The organism is Micromonospora sp. WMMA1976 (genome assembly GCF_027497335.1).
Classification (GTDB): domain Bacteria; phylum Actinomycetota; class Actinomycetes; order Mycobacteriales; family Micromonosporaceae; genus Micromonospora; species Micromonospora aurantiaca.
The window spans coordinates 6037795-6057773 of record NZ_CP114912.1 but is presented as its reverse complement, the minus strand read 5'-3'; the positions used below and the strand labels follow the sequence as shown (position 1 = coordinate 6057773).

General features: G+C 71.7%; 16 protein-coding genes. 9 read left to right on the top strand and 7 right to left on the bottom strand.

Annotated elements, in window-relative coordinates:
- Positions 1-215: 215 nt before the first annotated feature.
- Positions 216-2477 (bottom strand): hypothetical protein, encoded by a 2262-nt coding sequence (locus O7546_RS27965; protein ID WP_281600222.1) that lies wholly within the window; start codon positions 2475-2477, stop codon positions 216-218.
- Between the two features lie 10 nt (positions 2478-2487).
- Positions 2488-4533, bottom strand: a complete 2046-nt coding sequence (locus O7546_RS27960; RefSeq protein WP_269697816.1) for a hypothetical protein — start codon at positions 4531-4533, stop codon at positions 2488-2490.
- 306 nt (positions 4534-4839) lie between these two features.
- Between O7546_RS27960 and O7546_RS27955 the strand changes: the two genes are divergently transcribed.
- Together O7546_RS27955 and O7546_RS27950 are read left to right on the top strand one after the other, a co-directional pair.
- A complete protein-coding gene (locus O7546_RS27955) occupies positions 4840-6381 on the top strand; it encodes a non-reducing end alpha-L-arabinofuranosidase family hydrolase (protein ID WP_281600221.1) in 1542 nt (513 codons plus the stop codon).
- A gap of 181 nt (positions 6382-6562) precedes the next feature.
- On the top strand, positions 6563-6856 hold the full coding sequence (locus O7546_RS27950) for a DUF4287 domain-containing protein (RefSeq protein WP_194803461.1): 294 nt from the start codon (positions 6563-6565) through the stop codon (positions 6854-6856).
- Between the two features lie 146 nt (positions 6857-7002).
- Here the strand turns inward: O7546_RS27950 and O7546_RS27945 are convergent, their stop codons facing one another.
- Positions 7003-7524 (bottom strand): alpha/beta hydrolase, encoded by a 522-nt coding sequence (locus O7546_RS27945; protein ID WP_194803460.1) that lies wholly within the window; start codon positions 7522-7524, stop codon positions 7003-7005.
- Positions 7525-8361: 837 nt separating this feature from the next.
- Here O7546_RS27945 and O7546_RS27940 point away from each other — a divergent pair.
- From O7546_RS27940 to O7546_RS27930, 3 genes are all read left to right on the top strand, one after another.
- Positions 8362-9720, top strand: coding sequence for a histidine kinase (locus O7546_RS27940; RefSeq protein ID WP_228533084.1), 1359 nt, complete (start codon positions 8362-8364; stop codon positions 9718-9720).
- Complete coding sequence (locus O7546_RS27935; protein WP_194803458.1) at positions 9687-10355, top strand: response regulator transcription factor; 669 nt, start codon at positions 9687-9689, stop codon at positions 10353-10355. Before O7546_RS27940 ends, O7546_RS27935 begins: the two co-directional genes overlap by 34 nt.
- Before the next feature lie 146 nt (positions 10356-10501).
- Complete coding sequence (locus O7546_RS27930) at positions 10502-11173, top strand: LuxR C-terminal-related transcriptional regulator (protein WP_194803457.1); 672 nt, start codon at positions 10502-10504, stop codon at positions 11171-11173.
- 75 nt (positions 11174-11248) lie between these two features.
- Here the strand turns inward: O7546_RS27930 and O7546_RS27925 are convergent, their stop codons facing one another.
- From O7546_RS27925 to O7546_RS27910, 4 genes are all read right to left on the bottom strand, one after another.
- Complete coding sequence (locus tag O7546_RS27925) at positions 11249-11929, bottom strand: response regulator transcription factor (RefSeq protein ID WP_194803456.1); 681 nt, start codon at positions 11927-11929, stop codon at positions 11249-11251.
- 97 nt (positions 11930-12026) lie between these two features.
- The gene (locus O7546_RS27920; RefSeq protein ID WP_194803455.1) at positions 12027-12779 is read right to left on the bottom strand and encodes a hypothetical protein; all 753 of its coding nucleotides are present in this window, start codon (positions 12777-12779) and stop codon (positions 12027-12029) included.
- A gap of 28 nt (positions 12780-12807) precedes the next feature.
- Entirely contained in the window at positions 12808-13542 is a 735-nt protein-coding gene (locus O7546_RS27915) for a sulfotransferase (RefSeq protein ID WP_194803454.1), read from the bottom strand.
- On the bottom strand, positions 13539-14363 hold the full coding sequence (locus O7546_RS27910) for an inositol monophosphatase family protein (RefSeq protein ID WP_281600220.1): 825 nt from the start codon (positions 14361-14363) through the stop codon (positions 13539-13541). Before O7546_RS27910 ends, O7546_RS27915 begins: the two co-directional genes overlap by 4 nt.
- A gap of 181 nt (positions 14364-14544) precedes the next feature.
- On the opposite strand from O7546_RS27910, the gene O7546_RS27905 reads away from it, so the two are divergent.
- From O7546_RS27905 to O7546_RS27890, 4 genes are all read left to right on the top strand, one after another.
- Positions 14545-15909, top strand: coding sequence for an aspartate aminotransferase family protein (locus O7546_RS27905; protein ID WP_281600219.1), 1365 nt, complete (start codon positions 14545-14547; stop codon positions 15907-15909).
- The gene (locus tag O7546_RS27900; protein WP_194803451.1) at positions 15906-16940 is read left to right on the top strand and encodes a Gfo/Idh/MocA family oxidoreductase; all 1035 of its coding nucleotides are present in this window, start codon (positions 15906-15908) and stop codon (positions 16938-16940) included. Before O7546_RS27905 ends, O7546_RS27900 begins: the two co-directional genes overlap by 4 nt.
- A complete protein-coding gene (locus tag O7546_RS27895) occupies positions 16937-18091 on the top strand; it encodes a hypothetical protein (protein ID WP_269697811.1) in 1155 nt (384 codons plus the stop codon). The genes O7546_RS27900 and O7546_RS27895 overlap by 4 nt, the downstream gene beginning before the upstream one ends.
- Before the next feature lie 115 nt (positions 18092-18206).
- A complete protein-coding gene (locus tag O7546_RS27890; protein ID WP_281600218.1) occupies positions 18207-19979 on the top strand; it encodes a fatty acyl-AMP ligase in 1773 nt (590 codons plus the stop codon).

Here is a 19979-nt window from a genome sequence, read left to right as displayed (position 1 = left end):
AGCTCCGGGGGATCCAGCACAATGGACCCATCGGCGCGAAGGTGAATCTCTGGACGGTTCGCCGGCCGGCGTCGTCGTCGCCCGGGGGAGCGACCGTAAGGGATCAATTATGCGCCTTTTTACCGATCTAGGCTACGAATCAAAAGTCCAGACTTTTGCAGAAATCGTCCACCCCGATCCCCTGGTCAGCCGAGGGACCGGGGTGGACGAGCGGCTCAGACGGCCGGGCCGCTCCCGGACGGCGTGCCGAGGCGGATGTCGACGTCGGCCGGCTCGGTCATCTGGTCGTACGCCTTGGTCCGGAGCCGGTTGGTCTGCACCTCGCCGTCGAGCAGCGCCGCCCGCAGCGCCTCCGCGTCGCTGATCTCCTTGGCGGTCACCGCGTCGGCCGCTGTCGTGACGCCCTGCACCACCTCCAGGTGGGTGCCGTCGGTGGGCATCAGCTCGGTCCACTTCGCCAGGCAGTACACCCGCTCGGGCACGTCCTGGCACTCGGTGGTCAGCTCGGGCATCTCGTCGCCGGAGCCGAGGTGGCCGGTCCGGTACGTCGTCAGCTCGTCCACGAACGCCTCCAGCTCCCGCTCCACCGCCGGTGCCAGGCGCGTCGCCACCACCTTGCCGAAGATCCACCGCAGCGCGGTCAGCTCCATCCCGGCCCGTACCGGCAGGTAGAGCTTCGCCCAGCTGGCGTTGACGAAGTCGCCGGGGTCGCGCTCCGGGGCGCGGGCGTCGCCGCCGGACCACCAGCCGGGGTACGCCACGAACGACGCGCGCTCCCAGTCGAAGACGCGGTGCCAGAAGTCGATCTCCCACGCCTCGTCCCGCACGCTGGCCGGGAAGTGCGTCTCCACGATCTGCGAGACCATCTCGTTCACCGGCGAGAAACCGGCCCGCAGCCGCGCCTCGAACTCGTCCCCGGCCGCCTCTGCCGCGGCCAGCGCCTCGTCGCGCCGGTCCTGCCACTCCTTGAGATCGGTCAGGTGACCCGCGACGAGCGCGTTGTACGCCGCGTCGTCGGCGGTCTGGTCCACCACCGTCGGGGTACGCCGGAACCCGGCGGCGAGCTGCACGTCGGCACCCGGACCCGCCAGCCAGCTCCGGGCGCCGACGTGCACGCGTACGCGGAGCACCGGCCGGCCGTCCGCCTCGGTGACCACCGGCACGCCCACCACCCGGGCGGCGATCGCGTCCGGCGGACGGCGGGTGATCAGCGTGAGGTTCTGCCGGATCGTGTCGACGTCGCCGTCCCACTCCCAGCCGGCCTCGAACGCGACGTCGACGTCGTAGTCGGCGCTCATGTCGCCGGTGAATCCCCACTTGTCGAGCGTGACCACGGGGGAGTACACGACGCGCGTCTCCACCGCGGCGGGCGCGCCACGCGGCGGGCGCTCCGGCTTCACCGGCATCGGGGGCAGCGCGGCGACCGCGTTGTCGCGGATCCGCTGCCGTCCGTCGACGATCTTCTGGGCGAAGGCGAACGCCGGATCCTTGATCGTGGGGGCCCAGCAGACCCGTGCCCCGTACCGCTCGTGGGCCAGCTCCAGCCGTTGCAGCACCTTGAAGTAGTGCAGCGTGATCGGCGTGGCCCGGTTCGGGTTGCGGACGGTGCGCTTCGAGGACGACTCCGCGCCGGTCTCGGTGACCAGCTTGAAGTCGGTCTTGTGCTGGGTGCGGTAGCGCGCCGCGACCTTCGAGGTGGCGGTCCGGCTGTCCTTCACGGCACGGCGGCTCGTCTCCTGGCTCGCCGCGGTGACGCTGCTGGCGAAGCCGATCGTGTGGCTGGCGTTGAAGGTGCCCCAGATGCCGGTCGGGCTGGTGTACTGGCCGGTGTGGCTCGCGTTGAGCCCCCAGGTGTCGGTGAGCGACTTCTGCCGCTCGAAGCCCTCCTGGAGCTCGGTGGTGAGCGCACTGGTCAGCTCGACATCGGTCTGCTGTTCCGACTCGTTCTGCTCCTCCAGGGTCAGCTCGCGCTTGGTGTAGGTGCGCTGCTCCAGCACCGCCTCCTCACCGGGGGCGAGCGCCAGCGCGTAGACGTGCTCGCCGAGCGCGAAGCCCACCGGCCGGATCCGGGTGCGGTCGAGGAACGCGATGCCCACGTCGGACTGGAGCAGGCCGGCGAGGAACTCCGCCTGCTGGTCGCCGAGCAGCGTCTGGCGCCGCGCCGGCGGCTCCCGGTACGACATGCCCGAGTCGGCGCCCGGCAGCGCCTCGGTGGCGGCGTCCATGTCGTTGGCCTTCCACAGGTCGTAGAGGCCGAGTTCCTTGAGCAGGTGCGGCAGCCGGTCGCCGTCGAGCCCGCCGTAGCGGATCGCCTCGATCAGCGCCTGCTTGACGTAGAACGGCAGGATGGGCGTCTCGCCACCGCCGAACGTGAGCCGGACCGGTACGAAGTAGTTGGAGTAGACGTACCGGTCGGAATGCGCGGTGCTGAAACCAAGCGTCGCCGGATCGGCGTCGGCGACGACGACTCTGCCCATCGGTGCTCCTCTACAGCGGCAGGTTGAACAGGGCTTGCAGGCCCCGGTACGCCATCTCGTGCGAGGTGACGAAGAACCCGGGGAACAACTGGCTGAGGGCGGCCTGGCGGACGACCGTCTCGCGTACGGCGTGCGCGGTCAGCTCGTCGAGGCCGGCGACGACCTCCGCCGGCACACCGCCCTTCGCGGCCCGCTGGTACGCCTCCGCGACGGCCTCCCAGCGCCCGTCGAACGTCTCCCCGAGGTCGTCGGCGACGATCCCCCAGGTCTTCTCGAAGCGCTCCAGCTTCGTCGAGGAGGTCCAGTCGACGTTCGTGACGCGGGCCGCCTCGGGGTCGACGAGCAGCAGGTCGGAGCGGAGGTCCCCGACAGTGGTCGACGCCTTCCACCGGAACCGTTCGGCGAGGTGGCCGGCGAGCGCCTTCTCCGCGCCGGTCGCGGCCGGGTTGCCGGTGAACCCGACGAGGCGCAGCAGCAGATCCCGGTCCGGGTGGCCGAGCAGCATCTGGGCGACCGTCCGGCGCAGCACCGTCTCGGAGCCGCGCAGCGCGGGCGCCAGCTCCGGGTGGGCGGCGCGGACCGCCTCGACGACCGTCGCCAGCGACTTCTCCGCGAACGGCTCCAGGCCCGGTGACCGGCCGGCGAGCTGCGCGACCTCGGCGGCCATCCGCCGGTGCACCTGCTGACCGAGCCGCCACGGCTGCGCCTGCCCGGCCTTGCGCAACGCGCGGTACTCCTCGTACGCGACGGTTTGGAGCGCCCTGTTGAACGCGGTGGTCAGCCGCTGCTCCAGTTGCCGGGCGACGGCGGCGCGTACGACGGCGGCCCGGATGTCCCGGGGTGTCTTCGGTGGTGTCAACTCGCGCAGGTCCTCGACCCGCTTGATGATCTCGTCGAGCGCCTCGTTCAGTTCGGCGCGGGTCGCGGCCCGGCCGGCCGACGACACCGTCTCCGACATGCTCGCCATCAGCACGGGCCGGCCGTCGAGGCTCACCAGCGCGCCGAGCCGGGTGCCCGCCCCGGCGCCGGCGAACGCCTCGGCGTGCGCCGCCTGGTTGAACAGGGTCAGTGTGAGTTCGGCGTCGGCGAGCAGCATCCGGCCCTGCCGGAACAGCGCGTCGAGCACCTTCGGCGGGAAGAGCGTCCGCAGCATCGCGAGGCCCACCTGGGGCGCGGCGAGGATCGCTGCCCGGCCGATCGCCACCAGCAGCGCGGCCGTCCGGGCGGTCAGCAGGCGCGCCTCCCGGGCGCCCGCGAGCAGCAGCGGCACGTACCGGACGGCGGCGCGGACCGCGACGCCGCCGAGCAGCCGGGCGAGATGCACCAGCCCGGTGAGCACCTGATAGAGGTCGCCGGCGACGCGGCCGAGCAGGCGGCCGGCGGCGAACGGGTCGAGGTTCTCCAGGTGCCGGGCGAACTCGGCCGCCCAGCCGCGCCACAGCGCCAGCAGCCGTTCCGGAACCGTGGTCGGGTCCAGCGCGGCGACGATGCCGGCCAGCGCCTGGCGTACGACAGTGGCCTGGTCGGCGAGGCGCTGGACACCGGCGCGGGGGTCGACTGTGAGCACGATGAGCGTGGTGAACTGCTCCTGCTGGAGGCGGCCGATCAAGTGCACGAGCTTGCCGAGGTCGACCACCACCGTCGCCACGGACTCCCCGACGCCGACGGCGAAGCCGTCCAGGAACAGCTTCGGGTTGATCCCGTTCCAGGCCGCGTAGTGCCGCATCGCGTCGAGCAGCGCGGGGTCGAGACCGAGCAGGTAGCGACGGAACGTGCCGTCGGAGTCGACGTCGGAGGCGGCCAGGTCGAAGAACGCCTCGGCCAGTCGCAGTCGCGCGAGCATCGAGACCAGGTCCCAGACGTTCTCCGGAGTGATGCGGCCGGTCATCGCGGCCAGCACGCGCTCGCGGGTCATCGAGCGTGTGGCGTGTGCGTCCATCCAGTACTTGACGGTCAGCGCGACGAATTCCACCCGTGGGTCCTGGGTACGTGCGCCGAAGACCGCGACCCGGTCCTCGGCGGGCACCCGCGGCACGCTGAACCAGTCCCGGATCATGACGGATTCGTTCGCCGGCTGCCCCAATTCCCCCACCCCCTCCAGCCGTGTGCACTGTCGGGCCGTGGTGCGGGCGGCGGTAGTGCTGGGTCGAGAAGCTGACATGGTCCCCCGACGGCGCGCTCCCCGGTCCATCGACTGTTACGACTTGACGAACGACGTGTTATCGCTCACAGTCGATGGCACGGGACGGCGGCATCGATGGCCCACCGGGCGGGCGCGGGTGGCCGCGTGGCAGGCCGGGTGTGGGATCAGTGCGCTACGACGAATTGTTAGCGCTCACAACATGTGATCAGAGGGAGGAACATGTTTGCATTCGGTAGGTCCCCATCGACGGTGTCGCCGCCGCGACGGCGCGGATGGCTGCCGCGAGTCGTCGCGTCCGGCGCGACCGCGGTCCTCGTCGGCGCCGCCGCGGTGGCTGCCGTGTCCGCGCCCGCCGCCGCCGCGAGCGTCGACACGAACGCCTGGTACGTCCTGGTCAACCGCAACAGCGGCAAGGCGCTCGACGTCTACAACCTGGCCACGAACGACGGCGCGCGGATCGTGCAGTGGTCTCGCAACAACGGCAACCAGCAGCAGTGGCAGTTCGTCGACTCCGGCGGCGGCTACTACCGGCTGAAGTCACGGCTGTCCGGCAAGGTGCTCGACGTCTACAACTGGTCGACCGCCAACGGCGGCAGCATCGTGCAGTACTCCGACCTCAACGGGACCAACCAGCAGTTCCGGCTGGCCGACTCCGACAGCGGCTACGTCCGGCTGATCAACCGCAACAGCAACAAGGTGGTGGAGGTGCAGGGCGCCTCGACCGCCGACGGCGGAAACATCGTCCAGTACGACGACTGGAACGGCGCCAACCAGCAGTGGCAGCTCGTCCGGGTGGACGGTGGCGGCGGCAACCCCACCACGCCGCCTCCGACGACCCCGCCGCCGGGCGGTACGTGCAACCTGCCGTCGTCGTACCGGTGGTCGTCGACGGGTGCGTTGGCGCAGCCGCGTTCGGGGTGGGTGTCGTTGAAGGACTTCACGGTGGTGCCGTACAACGGGCAGCACCTGGTCTACGCCACCACGCACGACACCGGGTCGTCGTGGGGGTCGATGAACTTCGGTCTGTTCTCGAACTGGTCGCAGATGGCTTCGGCGTCGCAGAACGCGATGTCGTCGGGGACTGTGGCGCCGACGTTGTTCTACTTCGCGCCGCGCAACATCTGGGTGCTGGCCTACCAGTGGGGGCCGACCGCGTTCTCCTACCGCACCTCGACGAATCCGACGAACCCGAACGGGTGGTCCTCGGCGCAGCCGCTGTTCACCGGCAGCATCTCCGGTTCCGGCACCGGCCCGATCGACCAGACCCTGATCGCCGACGACCAGAACATGTACCTGTTCTTCGCCGGTGACAACGGCAAGATCTACCGCTCCAGCATGCCGATCGGGAACTTCCCCGGCAGCTTCGGCTCCAACTACACCACCATCATGAGCGACTCGACGAACAACCTGTTCGAAGCCGTGCAGGTCTACAAACTCCAGGGCCAGACCCGCTACCTCATGATCGTCGAGGCCATCGGCTCCCAGGGCCGCTACTTCCGCTCCTTCACCGCCACCAGCCTGGGCGGATCGTGGACCCCGCAGGCCGCCACCGAGTCCAACCCGTTCGCCGGCAAGGCCAACAGCGGCGCCACCTGGACCAACGACATCAGCCACGGCGAACTCATCCGCACCACCGCCGACCAGACCTTCACCGTCGACCCCTGCAACCTCCAACTGCTCTACCAGGGCCGCTCCCCCAACTCCGGCGGCGACTACGGCCTCCTGCCCTACCGACCCGGACTGCTCACCCTCCAGCGCTGAGCGCGTACCCCGAGATCTGGAGAGCCCGGCCCGCGACCACGCGGGCCGGGCTCTCCGGCGTCCCGCCCGACGGCGATCGTTGCCCTGGAGGCAACGACGGTGGCCCGGTCCGTCGTTGATCGGCGCCGCCCCGCCCGGGAGGCTGGAGTCGTCACCACCTCCCGAGCGAAGGGTTGGGCAGATGTCCTTCCAGGCATACCTCGACGCGATCGAGGACAAGACCGGCAAGACCCCGCGCACGCTCGTCGACCAGGCCAGGGAACGCGGCTACGACGCCGCCGACGTGAAGGCCGCCGTGATCGTGGGCTGGCTGAAGGACGAGTACGGACTCGGCCGGGGACACGCGATGGCGCTGGTCCACGTGATCAGGAACGGGCCGACGATCAGCGCCAGGCACGTCGGAACCACCGGATCCCATCGTGACGACACCGACACCCTGTGGCTGGACGGCAAGGCCGCCCGAGCCTCCGCGTAGCGGGGCGTGGACAGCGACGCCTATCGTTCGCCACATGGGAGCGATCAAGCCGTGGCACCTGTTCGTCCTGACGCTCTGCTGCCTGCTGCCGCTCATCGCGGCAGTGGCGGCGGTGGTGTGGACGCGACGGGGTCGCCGCTGACCCGTCAACGGCCGGCGGCGAACTCCTCCACCGCGGTGCAGACCCGCCCGAGCGCCTCGGCCGAGGCCGCCAGCGGTCCGGGCACCATCATCGCGTGGTCGGCGTCGGCGACCTCCACCACGTACGGCGTGAGCCGGCGCGCCACCGCGCCGTCCCAGACCTGATCGCCGGTGCCGCCGGCCAGCAGGAACGGCGCGGTGGCCCGGCCCAGCGGCTCCCGTACGGCGGGGTCGGTCAGCAGCGGCGTCAGCCAGACCGCCGGGATGCCCCGGTCGGCGGCGAGCGGCGCGGCGAAACTGCCGAGCGACTTTCCCACGAGCAGGTCCACCCCGGCGTCGAGGACCGGGTCCAGCTGCTCGGCGACCCACTCCGGCGCGCTGTCGAGGCGCAGCTCGCCCAGCGACCGCCAGGTCACCTCGTGCACCTCGAAACCGAGCCGGCGCAACGCCTCCCCGATGTAGACGAAGAGCGGCCCCCGGGTGTCGTAGCCCCGTCCCGGTGCGAGTACCGCGCGCCGATTCGCCATGATCGCCTCCCTCTCGTTCGATCGATGCGTCACGCTAGTGCCTCGTCTCGATCGATGCTGTCCGCCGTTCCCGGAGAGCCGCAGTCGCGAGTCGTGCTCGGAACAGTGTCGCCTTTCGGACGTGCAGTTCGGCTCCATGCGGCGGATGGCCAGGCGAATTGCGGGCGGGTCGGGTTTCCGATCACGCCTTGCGGGGATCGCCCGCCGAGGTCCCTCTATTGTGTCGGGCCCCCGACATCTGGCCGCAGGTGGTATGCGCGGGGCCTGTTTCCGGGGAGTGGACGACAATTATCCTGATTGCCGGGATGTGTCGTCGCCTCCGCCCGGCGGATCGCCTGCTGGTCTGTCCACCTGCTCCATCGCCGAAGCGTGCCCGCAGGGTGGAATGCGATGCCGTGCGACCGGGGCAGGGCGGATAAGGAGTGCGTCGACCTGCTGTTCCGAACGGAAGGTAAATACCCTCAGAATCATAGGTGATATCGGGCTACGGCTCGGCGGTGTCCGGTTCGAGCGCTTGGGGCCGCTACGGCGGCTGTGGGTGAGTAATGACCGCTTTTGCGGAATCTCTTTTACGATTTACCGGCCCCCGATTAATCGGCGATGCGATAGTATTGACGCCGATCGAGGAGATCGATTCGGGCGGTCTGGTCATCTTCAGGGATCGTGTCGCGACCGTCGAGCGACCGTTCATCGGTTCACCACCGTCCGCTGGTCGGCTCCCATCGGCTACCGACCGCGGAGGGATGATTGGTCCGGCTTGCGATGCCCGGCAGAGTCAGCCGAGTCGACGCGGGACCAGCGTTGCGGGGCGCGGCTGTCGCGATGCTGGTCTGTGTGATGTTGGGCGGGAGCCTGGTCGCCGCGGTTCGGGTGATCCAATCCGGTGATCCGGAGACCACGCTCTTCGTCGCTACCGCTCTGGCCCTGGTCTGTTCCTACGGCACCGCCGGGATGATCCTGATCGGGTCGGCCGCCAACCCGCTGACCGGCATGCTGTTCTTCGCCGTCGCGATGGTGTGGCTGGCCCGCAGCGCCGGGCCGCTGCACGGTGAGACAGGCACCGGAGTGGCCGCCGTCGCGCACCCGCTGATCTGGACCCTCCTGGTGGCCATCCTGGTCACCCAGCCGCGCGGCCGTACGCGTAACCGGGCGGACCGCGTCCTGCTGGCCGTCGCGCTCGGCGGGCTGCCGCTGCTGGTCATCGACAGCTATACCGCACCGGCCGGCGCGATCGACCCGTGCCTGGCCTGCCTTCCCGAACCGGGCTGGGCCGCCGCGCCGTACCAGCCGGTGGTCGCGCGGCTGGTGGTCACGGTGGTGGCGATCTGGCTCGCCGTCCACCTGGTCAGGCGGTGGCAGGGCGCGCAGCGGATCGTCGTGCTCCCGGGCGTCCTGCTCTGCCTGCAGGTGGGCGCCGCAGCGATGGTGCCCTTGTTCACCACCCCGTCCCATCCGGCCTGGCTGGTGAGCAATGCGGCAGGTGTGGTCCTGCAGATCCTGATACCGCCGTTGGTGCTGCTGGCCAAGGCGCGCGGCTGGCGGGCCGACGCCGCGCTCTGGGAACGTCGATACGAGCAGGAGGCGCGCAACGGCCGGCACCGGGCGCGCAGCGAGATCGAACGGGACCTGCACGACGGCGCGCAGCTACGGCTGGTCAACGCGACCCTGCTGTTGCAGATGGCGCGGCGGACGATGCGGGACACCGCCGAGGCGGACGCCCACCTGGACGCGGCGGTCACCGAACTCGCCATGGCACTCACCGAGTTGCGGCTGCTGAGCCGCGGGATGCGTCCGCCCGCGCTGGAGCGGCGTGAGCTGCACGAGGCGCTGGCCGTCCTGACCACGAACACGCCGGTGACGGTGCGGATCGAGGGCCGGCCCCGCCTGGTTCCGCGTGAGGTGGCGGAAGCCGCCTACTTCGTCGCGGCGGAGGCGTTGACGAACGCGGTCCGGCACGGAGGCGCCTCGACAGTGGTGATCCGGATGCGGATGGAGCAGAACTGCCTGCACCTGGAGGTGTGCGACGACGGCTCCGGCTCGACCCGGACCCTTGAGGACGAAGACTGCCTGAGTCACCTCGGCCGCCGCGCCGAGGCACTCGGCGGCCGGCTGGAGTGGGAGAGCCGACCAGGTGTCGGCACGACGCTGCGGACGGTGATCCCGTGCGCATCGTCATCGCAGACGACGCGGTGCTGATCCGGGAGGGCCTGTCAGCCCTCCTGCGGCAGGCCGGGATGACGGTGCTCGCGGCGGTCAAGGACGCGCACGAACTGCTGGACGCGGTCGCCGGGCACCGCCCGGACGCGGTGATCGTCGACATCCGGATGCCACCGACCTACACCACCGAGGGGCTGGCGGTCGCCGAGCGGATCCGGCGGGACTACAGCGGCATCGCGGTGCTGGTCCTCTCCATGCACATCGAGACGGAGTACGCGCTGGCGATCGTCAACTCGGGTGAGGGTGGCGTCGGATATCTGCTCAAGGAGCGCATCCTCGACGTCGAGCAGGTGGTCACCGCGTTGCGTGAGCTGGCGAGCGGTGGAGCGGTCATCGATCCGGCCCTCGTCGAGGAGCTGATGGCCCGGCGTCGGACGGGTGGCCGGATCGACCGCCTGACCGTCCGGGAGCAGGAGGTGCTGGCGCTGATGGCGCAGGGGCTCACCAACCGGGCGATAGCCGACCGTCTGCGTCTGAGCAGCAAGACCATCGAGTCGTACGTGACGAGCATTCTGGAGCGGCTGCAGATCGACGCGTCGGAGGGTGTGCACCGGCGGGTGCGGGCGGTGCTGATGTACCTCCGGTCGAACACCTCCGCCGGCTGGGGACCCTAGGCCCGTCCGGGGGGTGAGCCGGTGAAACCCGGCTGGGCGAGGGAGGGATTCCCCGGTACCCGCGACGTTCGCCCATCGCTACGTTTCAATCACTGTCCGCTTGTCGCATGACCACGTGCGTGCGACGGCAACTCGGGGGAGAGTTGATGCAGAACGAAGCCGTGGAACCGAAGCCGACGGTCGTCGAGGCCGAGGCTGCGGGCTGGCGCCTGGCGGCGCGGGTGATCAGAGCCGCGCGCGACGAGGTGCTCGCGCTGATACCCGCCAACTGTGCGCTGCTGTCCGATCAGGAGCCGGGCCGGGCCTGGCCGCACCGGGCGGGATGGTCCGGCGCCGCCCGGGTGCGCGCGGTGGTGGCCGGGGAGACCCTGCTGGACCGGGGCGCCCGGCTGCGGGCCCTGCTGGGCGTCCGGGCCGACGTGCGGAGCGGCAAGCACTCGCCCACTCTGATGGTCGTGCTGGACCGCAACCTGGCGATCGTGTCGCGGGGCGGGGCCGCGTCACCGCTGGCCGTACGATCGCCGACCGCTGTGCAGGCGCTGACGACGATCTTCCACCACCACTGGTCCGAGGCGCGGGCGGACGTGAGCGACCTGCACGGCAGGCTCAACCCGTTGCAGCGTGACGTGCTGCGGCGGCTGTCCGGCGGCGCCACCGACGACGTGGTCGCGCGGGCGCTGGCCGTGTCCACCCGTACCGTCCAGCGGCAGGTCACGCAGATCATGCAGATGGTAGGTGCCCGGAGCCGGCTCGAACTCGGCATCAAGCTGGCCGCGCACGGCCTCTACGAGCGGCCGCCGCTACGACAGGCGGTCTGAGGAACCCTGAAGGTGGCGGCACCACTTCCGGTGCCGCCACCTTCGTGGTCCCGCGCGCCGGCGCGGAAGCTCGCGCTACGCGCACTCCACCAGGCCGGAGCGGATGGCGGTGACCACCGCCGACGTCCGATTGGTGCAGCCGAGCTTGAGCAGCACCCCTGCCACCAGCCGCTTCGCGCCGTGGTCGGAGATCTTGAGGCGTCGCGCGATCTGCTTGTTGCTCAACCCTTCGACGAGCAGCAACAACGTCTCGTGCTCGCGCGGCGTCAGCTTGATGGGCGCCATCGACGACGGCGTACGGCGGATGCCGGCCCGGGCCAGCAGTTGCTGCGCCAGGACGGCGGGCATCGGCACCTCACCGGTCATGATCGCCCGGAGCGCGTTCTCCAAGGTGCGACCGGACAGGTCCTGCTGGAGCAGGAAGCCGTCCACCACGACACCGTCGGCCAGCACCGACTCGGCGGCGTGGGCGTCGTGGATCAGCATGACGATCTTGCTCTCCGGGGCGATCAGCCCGGCGGCCGCGATGCCCGCGACGCCGTCGGCAGCGTTGACGACGAGCACTTCCGGTCGCTTGTCGACGGCCTCGGTCAGCAACTCGGGCATCGAGCGGTAGGAACGGACGGACGTGGTCAGGGCCAGGCCGCGCAGCGCCACGCTGAGACCGTCCCGCAGGATGTCGTTGATCATGACGAGTGCGATGCGCAGGCTTGCCGACTCGCGGTGCGGATGGTGTTCGACGATCGTCGCGGTCATGACCGCGCTCCTCTCACTCGGAGTCACACGAATCATCGAAACGGAGTGCGGCACACCCCTTCCAGGACCATGTCTCGTTCCGGACATGCTCCGGAGGTCAACCGCCGTCGCACGTCTCCAGCAGGCTGCCGAGCACCTTGCCGAACTCCGGCGAGGCCAGATAGTTGCGAGCGCCGCGCAGCCGAGGGTCGCAGTCGAGTGACACCCTCCCGGTGACGCCGGCCGGGCCGCTCCCGGCCGCCAGGAGCAGCGTGTCCTGCACGTCGGCGACATCCACCCAGACGGCCGGCCCCAAGGCGGGCGGCCCCACGGCCGGGGGGTGCGGTGCGCCGAGGGTGATCAACGCGGGAGCGGCGGCACCGGCGTCGGCGAGGGCCAGCGCGGCGGCCACCCCGCCCAGGCAGTGGCCGATCACGATCTCGGTGTCCGGGGTGAGCGCGGCGCGTACGGCGTCGATCGCGGGATGCCCGGCCGCCGCGCCGGTGGCGAACGCCAGCACCTGACGCAGGGTTCCGGTCAGCTCCTCGGCGGTCAGGCCGCAGAAGTACCGGGACCAGGCCAGCCGCCCGGCCAACGCGTCCACGCCGACCGGCTCCGCACCGGCCTCGGTGTCGAAGGTGGCGGCCTGCCAGCAGCGCCGCAGCAGTGCGGCCTCGGCGGCCGGATCGCTGTCGCCGACAGCCGGCACGCGATCCGGAGCGTCGAGGTTGACCAGGGCGGCATCAGGTGCCGCCGCGGGATAGCCGGCCAGCGCCAGACCGTCCTCGACGGAGCCGATCCACTCCCGGCGGACCGAGTCGTCGGAGCGCCGCGGTCCGCCGGTACCGTGCACGATGAGCAGCCGGGACATCCGTTCTCCCCTCTCAGACGAAGCCGGTTCAGGCGGGCGCGGGCAGCCGGTAGCCGTACCGTGCGACCCGGTCGGTGAGGTCGGCGAGGTCGTCGCCGGCCCCCGGCCCCTGCCGCCAGGCCTGCAGGTAGCGGGTGTTCGTGTCCCGGTCCAGGCCGCCGACGTCGAAGGCGGGTGGGAGGCCGGCGAAGGCCGCGATGCCCCCCAACGTGCGGTCCGGGTCGTCCATCAGGTCCTCGTAACGGACGGTCAGCATCGCGTCGACGTGGGCGGCGTCGGCCCGGGCCAACTCGTGGGCGTGCAGCCAGTGCTCGACGAGCTGCCGCACGGTGAGCGCCGGCGTCCACTTCCGGGTGCTCATCGCCACCGCCACCGGATGCCGCATGACCAGCACGAACCGGGAGCCCGGGAAGAGCCGCTGGAAGAACCGGAAGCGCAGCAGGTTGGGCGGTGACTTCTCCAGCACCACCGGTCGGCCGGGATCCAGGTAGCGGCCCCACTGCTCGCGCAGCAGCCGGGCGGTGGCCGGGCCGGCCAGCTCGTGGTGTTCGGTCATGTGCGCCTCGGGCGCGTACGCGAACCGCCCCGGACCGCCGTGCTGCTCGTCGTAGGGGCAGACGGTCTGCAGGTACTGGCCCTCGTCCATCGGCGCGCCGGTCTGCCGGAACCCGGCCACCTGCGGATTCGTGCCGACCAGCGCGGCCAGCAGGGTGGTGCCGCTGCGGTGCAGGCCGCCCATGATCAGAAAACGCCGGCGTGTCACGCGACCTCCGCGAGGCTGTCGGGGCGCAGGGCCTCGCCGACCGCGCGGCCGAGGGCCGCGTACGCCGGGGCCCATGCGACGAAGCTGCCCCGCCGACGGGTCGGCAGCGGATCGGGATGACTCAGGTAACCGCCGCCAGTGGCGGTGACCAGCGCCCGCCCGGCGGCGGTGTCCCAGTCGTAGACGTCCGCGTTGGCGGCCACGTCGGCCCGGCCCGCCGCCACGTACGCCAGCGCCAGCGCGGAGGAACCGAGCCGCCGCACGTCCGCGGCGGCGGTGAGCAGCGCGGCCAGCAGGTCGGTCTCGGCGGTGGACGGCGGCCCCCCGGCGTTCGGGATGTCGCACAGCACGAGCGGCGGCGCCGACGACGCGGAGGTACGCGTGGGCAGCGGAGTGCCGTTCAACCACGCGCGGCCGTCCGCCGCGGTGAACAGCTCCTCACGCAGCGGGTCGTAGACGCAACCGCCCACCGTACGACCGCCGATCCGCAGGCCGATCGACACGCAGAAGAACGGGATGCCCCGGACGAAGTTGTAGGTGCCGTCGATCGGGTCGACGAGCCACACCGGATCGTCCGGACCGGTCGGGGCACCGTCCGGTCGGCCGCCTTCCTCGCCCACCACCGTCGAGCGCGCGCCGACGTCGCCCAACGCGGCGCGGATCAACTCCTCGGCGGCCAGGTCGGTCCCGGTCACGACGTCGTGGGCGGCCTGCTTGCGGGACACCTCCACCGGGTCGCCGTACCGCTGCCGGACCAGGCGGCCGGCGTCCACGGCGGACTGCGCCGCCACGTCGATGAGGTCCTGCACGGTGCTGGTCACGGCGCCACGCTAACCGCGTCCGCCTCGGTGCCGCGCTGCCCGGACGTGTCAGCCGTCCGGGCATGCCCATTCGTCGTGGCCGATGGAGGCTCCCGGGCCCGCCGCCGGATCCCGAGCATGGGCGGAAAGCGGTCCGCGGTCGGCGTGACCGGTGGATCGGCCGCACCCGAGAGGCGGAGCGATGGCAGAGAGTTCAGGCGACGGCCGACGTTTTGGGCGTACGCCCGACCGGCCACGTGGTGCCCGGCACTGGGCCGCCGAGCAGGAGGTGATCGGGCCCGGCCTGCAGGCGGTCATGCTCTGGGCGCAGCTGTGCGTCGAGTCCGCCGCCGGCGCGGTCCTGGTCGACGTGGACGGCAACGAGATCATCGACTTCCAGGGAGCCGGCGGGGTCAACTCGATCGGCCACGCCAACCCGCGCCTGATCGCCGCCCTCACCGCCGAGCTCGCCACCGCGCCGGCCGGCGCGTTCGGGTCGGCCGGCCGCCGGGCGATGGCCGAGTCGCTGCGCGGGTTCCTGCCGCCGCCGCTGGACCGGATCCAGCTCTACAGCGGCGGCACCGAGGCGGTGGAGGCGGCGCTGCGGCTGGCCAAGTCGGTCACCGGCAAGCACGAGTTCCTGTCGTTCTGGGGCGGCTTCCACGGCAAGACGCTCGGCAGCCTGGCGCTCACCGCGGGGGCGCGGACCGGTCTCGGCCCGTTGCCGTCCGGCTATTTCAGCGCACCGTACGCCAACTGCTACCACTGCCCGCTGAAGATGACGTTCCCGAGCTGCGGCTACGCCTGCGTCGACACCGTGCGGGACACCGTCAAGGAGAACTCCACCGGCGCGCTGGCGGCGCTCGTCGTCGAGCCGGTGCAGGGCCGGTCGGGCAACGTGGTGCCGCCACCGGGCTACCTGACCGCGCTGGCCTCGGTCGCCGACGAGTTCGACGCGTTGCTGATCGTCGACGAGATGATGACCGGGTTCGGCCGTACCGGTGAACCGTTCGCCTTCATGCGCGACGAGGTGACGCCGGACATCGTCACCGTCGGCAAGGGGATGGGCGCCGGATACCCCGTCACCGGGGTGATCTCCACAGCGGATCTGATGGCCGCCAGCCCGTTCTCCGACCCGAGCGCGAGCTCGTCCAGCTTCGGCGCGTTCCCGCTGGCCTGCCGGGCGGTCGCCACCACCACCGACGTGCTCGTCGACGAGGACCTGCCCAGCCGCGTGGGCAAGCTCGGCGCCGAGATGCTGGCCGCGCTGGAGCCCCTCGTCGACGAGTCCCCGCTCGTCGGCGACGTCCGGGGCGCCGGTTTCGCGATCGGCATCGAGCTGGTCGCCGACAAGCGGTCCCGCCGGCCGCTGGACAAGGACACCTTCCGGAAGACGTTCCTGGCGTTGGTCGACGCCGGGGTGCTGGTGATGACCGGAGGCACCACGCTGCGCCTCTACCCACCGCTGAACGTGGACGCGGAGCTGGCCGAGCAGGCCGTCGAGATCATCCGCCGCGTCCTGATCGACGGCGCGGCGCCCCAGCACCTCGAGGAGGTACCGGCATGAGGATCGCCGTCATCGGTTTCGGCACCGCCGGGGAAGGGCGACTGCACGCCTACCGTACGGTCACCGCCGGCCGGGTCGTCGCGGTGCTCGACCCGTCGCCGGAGCGGCGGGCCCGGGCCCGGCAGCTCGACCCCGGCCTGGCCACCTACCCCACGCTGGCCGAGCTGCTCGCCGCCCAGCCGGTGGACGCCGTCGACATCTGCACCCCGCCGAACCATCACGTCGAGCTGGAACGCGAGGCGCTCGCCGCCGGTCTGCACGTGATCTGCGAGAAGCCGGTAGCGGTCCGCACCGACGAGGCACTCGACCTGATCGACCTGGCCCGGGACCGGGGCCTGCTGCTCTACCCCGCCCACAACTACGGCTTCTCGCCGATGATGCGGGTGCTCAGCGGCGCGGTCGCCGACGGGCGGCTCGGCGGTCCGTTGCGGGCCCGGTTCCGGATCGCCCGCGACTCGCACGCGCGCGGGGTGCCCGGATGGCAACCGGACTGGCGCCGGGACATCTCGGTGGCGCGGGGCGGGATCATGCTCGACCACGGGACGCACTGCGCGTACATGGCCACCCAGCTCTTCGGCGAGGCGCCCCGGACGGTCTCCTGCGTCGCGCAGTGGGCGGACGGCGACGCCGCCGGCGGGATGGACGTGGCCGCCCGGCTGGACCTGGAGTTCGGCGACGGCGGGACCTGCGAGATCGATCTGAGCTGGGTCAGTGACACCCGGTCGAACCGCTACCTGGTCAGCGGCCCGGACGGCGCGGCCGACGTGCACGACGGGATGGCCGAGGTGCGTACGGCGGACGGGCTGGAACGCACCGACCTGGCCCCGCCGAACCGGGACCAGACCCACCAGGAGTGGTTCCCCGGCATGTTCGCCGACTTCGCCGGCCTGGTCGCCGCGGGCACCGGCTGGGACCGGCCGATGCGGGAGGTCGTCACCACGACGGCGCTGATCGAGGCGGCCTACCGGTCGGCGACCCGCGGTGGGGAGCCGGTCGTGCCGGCCGGGCTGTCGGCCGCGGAAGCGCGGTGACGGCCAGCGAGATCCGGCTCAGCGTGGCGATCATGCACCACCCGCGCCGGCGGGAGCGCATCCCATCGCTCGTGCGCGACTGCGCCCCGCTGGCCGCCCGGGTGGTCACCGATCCGGACCCGGACGGGGTGCCCAGCCCGTTGCGTACCGCCAAGGTGGCCTGGCGCGCCGTCGCCGACGGCGCCACCCACCACCTGGTGCTGCAGGACGACATCCGGCTGATCCGGAGCTTCGCCACCCAGGTCCACCGCGCGATCGCGGCCCGTCCGGAACACGGCATCTCGCTCTACTCGCACTGGGACAGCCCGCAGAACTCGTACCTGGTCCGTCGCGCGGTGATCGCCGGCTGGCCGTTCGCGCCGCTGTCGCTGTTCGAGTGGACCCCCACCCAGGGGTTCGTCCTGCCGGTGCGGGTGGCCCGGGAACTGGCCGACTACCTGGCCGGCATCCCGGACGACGTCAAGGACGACGACGAGATGGTGGTGATGTTCTGCCGGGAGGCCGGCATCCCGGTCGTCGGGACCGTGCCGCACCTGGTCGACCACCGGTTCGACCCGACGATCGTCGGGCATCCGGGCCGGTTCCACGCCACCGTCTTCCTGCCCGCGCCGGTCCTGTCACCGACGTACTGGCAGTTCAGCGCGAGCGCCGAGGAGGCCCTGGCACGGCGGTGCCGTTCCGACGAGAAGCTGCCCTACACCGTGCAGCTGCATCGCAGCCGGTGCCTGTTGCGGCCGCTGCGCCCCGGCACCGGGGAGCCCGTCGAACACGGTTTCGGCTGGTACTGGGCCGATCACTGCGGCCTGGTCGGGCTGACCGTGAACCAGGTGGTGGACGGGTTCGACCGCCTGCTCGGGGTCACCGGCCTGCCCTCGGGCCTCCATTGGCGACTCGCCCTTGAGGTGTGGGCGGCCGGCTACCTGCTAGGCGCGGACGCGGTGACGGTCCGCCGCGGCGAGGCGGACGGGGTCTGGCCCCCGGCAGCCGTCGGTGCGGGGCTCGCCCAGGCCGCGATGACCAGTTGGATCACCTCCGGCCTGGCCGAGCCGGACGCCGCCGGCCTGACCGTGGAACGACGGGCGGCGCTGGTCGCCATCGGTCTGGCCGGGGTGGCGCAGGGCTGGCTCGGCGGCTGGCAGGAGACGCCGTGACCGCCTGGCATACCTGTTCGGCTACCCCAACCGCCCGCTCGATCGAGCCTTCTGCACATGCCGGATCCGGCGCGACGCTGGGTCCGGCACGTCACCGACCCGCGGGGAGCGCCTGATGTCCGACCACGAAACGTTCGTCGACCTGCTGCAGGAGCGTGCCGCCGTCCACCCGGAGCGACCGGCGCTGATCTTCGACGCGGACCCCGGATCCGGCGACGCCGAGGTGCGCACGGTGTCGTGGGCCGACCTGGCCGCCCGGGCCCGGCAGATCGCCGTGCTGCTCGCCGGCACCGTCCGCCCGGGTGACCGGGTGCTCGTGCTGAACGAGCCCGGCACCGCCTTCGCCGAGAACTTCCTCGGCGTCCAGCACGCCGGTGCGATCCCGGTCCCGGCCCCGCTGCCGGACGGATATCGCCGGCAACGGGACCGGCTCGCCGGCATCGCGCACAACGCCCAGGTGGCCGCGGTGGTCACCGACGCTGCGGCTCTCGACGCGGTCCGCGACTGGGCGGCCGAGTGCGGGCTGTCCGACGTACCGTGCCTGGCCTTCGACGACGTCCCCCTGGAGCGGGCGACGGCATGGCGGCGGCCGGACATCGACGGGTCCACCATCGCCTTCCTGCAGTACACCTCCGGCTCCACCAGCGACCCCAAGGGCGTCGTGGTGGACCACGCGAACCTGCTGCCCAACCTGCGGGCGTTCAACGAGATCCTCGGTGGCGGCGAGGGCGTCCGCGTCGGCGGATGGCTGCCCATGTACCACGACTTCGGCCTGATCGGGCAGTTGCTGGCCCCACTCTCGCGGGGCGGTTGCAGCGTCGGGATGTCGGCCACGACGTTCCTCAAGCGCCCCGGCACCTGGCTCCGGCTGATCGACAGGCACGACATCGAGATCTCCCCGGCACCGAACTTCGCGTACGACCTGTGCACCCGGCGGATCACCGACGAGCAGATCGCCGGCGTCGACCTGTCCCGGTGGAGTCGCGCGGTGAACGGCTCGGAACCGGTGCAGGCGGCCACCCTGGCCGCGTTCGCCAGTCGATTCGCCGCCGCCGGGCTGCGGCCGGACGCCATGTGCCCCGGGTACGGCCTGGCCGAGATCACGCTCAGCGTCAGCGGCGCCACCATCGGCCGCCCGCCGGTGGTGCTCACCGTCGACGCCGAGGAACTGGAACGGAACGTCGTGACGCCGGTCGGAGCCGGCCACCCGGAGCCGGTGCGCGAACTGGTCAGCAGCGGCGAGTCCACTCCGGAGTTCGACATCAGGATCGTCGACCCCGCCACCCGGCTGCCGCAACCGCCCGACCGGATCGGTGAGATCTGGCTACGTGGCACCAGCGTGGCGCGGGGCTACTGGGCCAACCCGGAGGCCACCCGGGAGGTGTTCGGCAACGAGCTGGCCGACGGCGATGGCGGCTTCCTGCGTACCGGGGACCTGGGCCTGCTGCGCGACGGCCAGCTCTACGTGACCGGCCGGATCAAGGAACTGCTGATCGTCAACGGCCGCAACCTGTACCCGCACGACATCGAGGTGTCGGTGCGCGCCGTGGACGAGAGCCTGTCCCGGGGTGTCGGTGCCGCCTTCACCGTCGAGGTGCCGCACGAGGAACTGGTGGTGGTGCAGGAGTGCCGGGCCCGGTCCCTCGACTCGGCGGCCCGCGCCGCCGTGGTCACCGCCGTCCGCCACGTGCTGTCCCGGGAGTTCGGGACCGGCGCGGTCAGCGTGGTGCTGGTCCGCCCCGGCACGGTGCCCCGCACCACCAGCGGCAAGATCCAGCGCGGCCTGGCCCGGATGCTCTTCCTGACCGGTGCCCTCGGCGCCGAACACGAGGAACTCACCGACGGCGTGCGGGCCGCGCGCCGGACCGGCGACCCGGTGCGGGCCTGA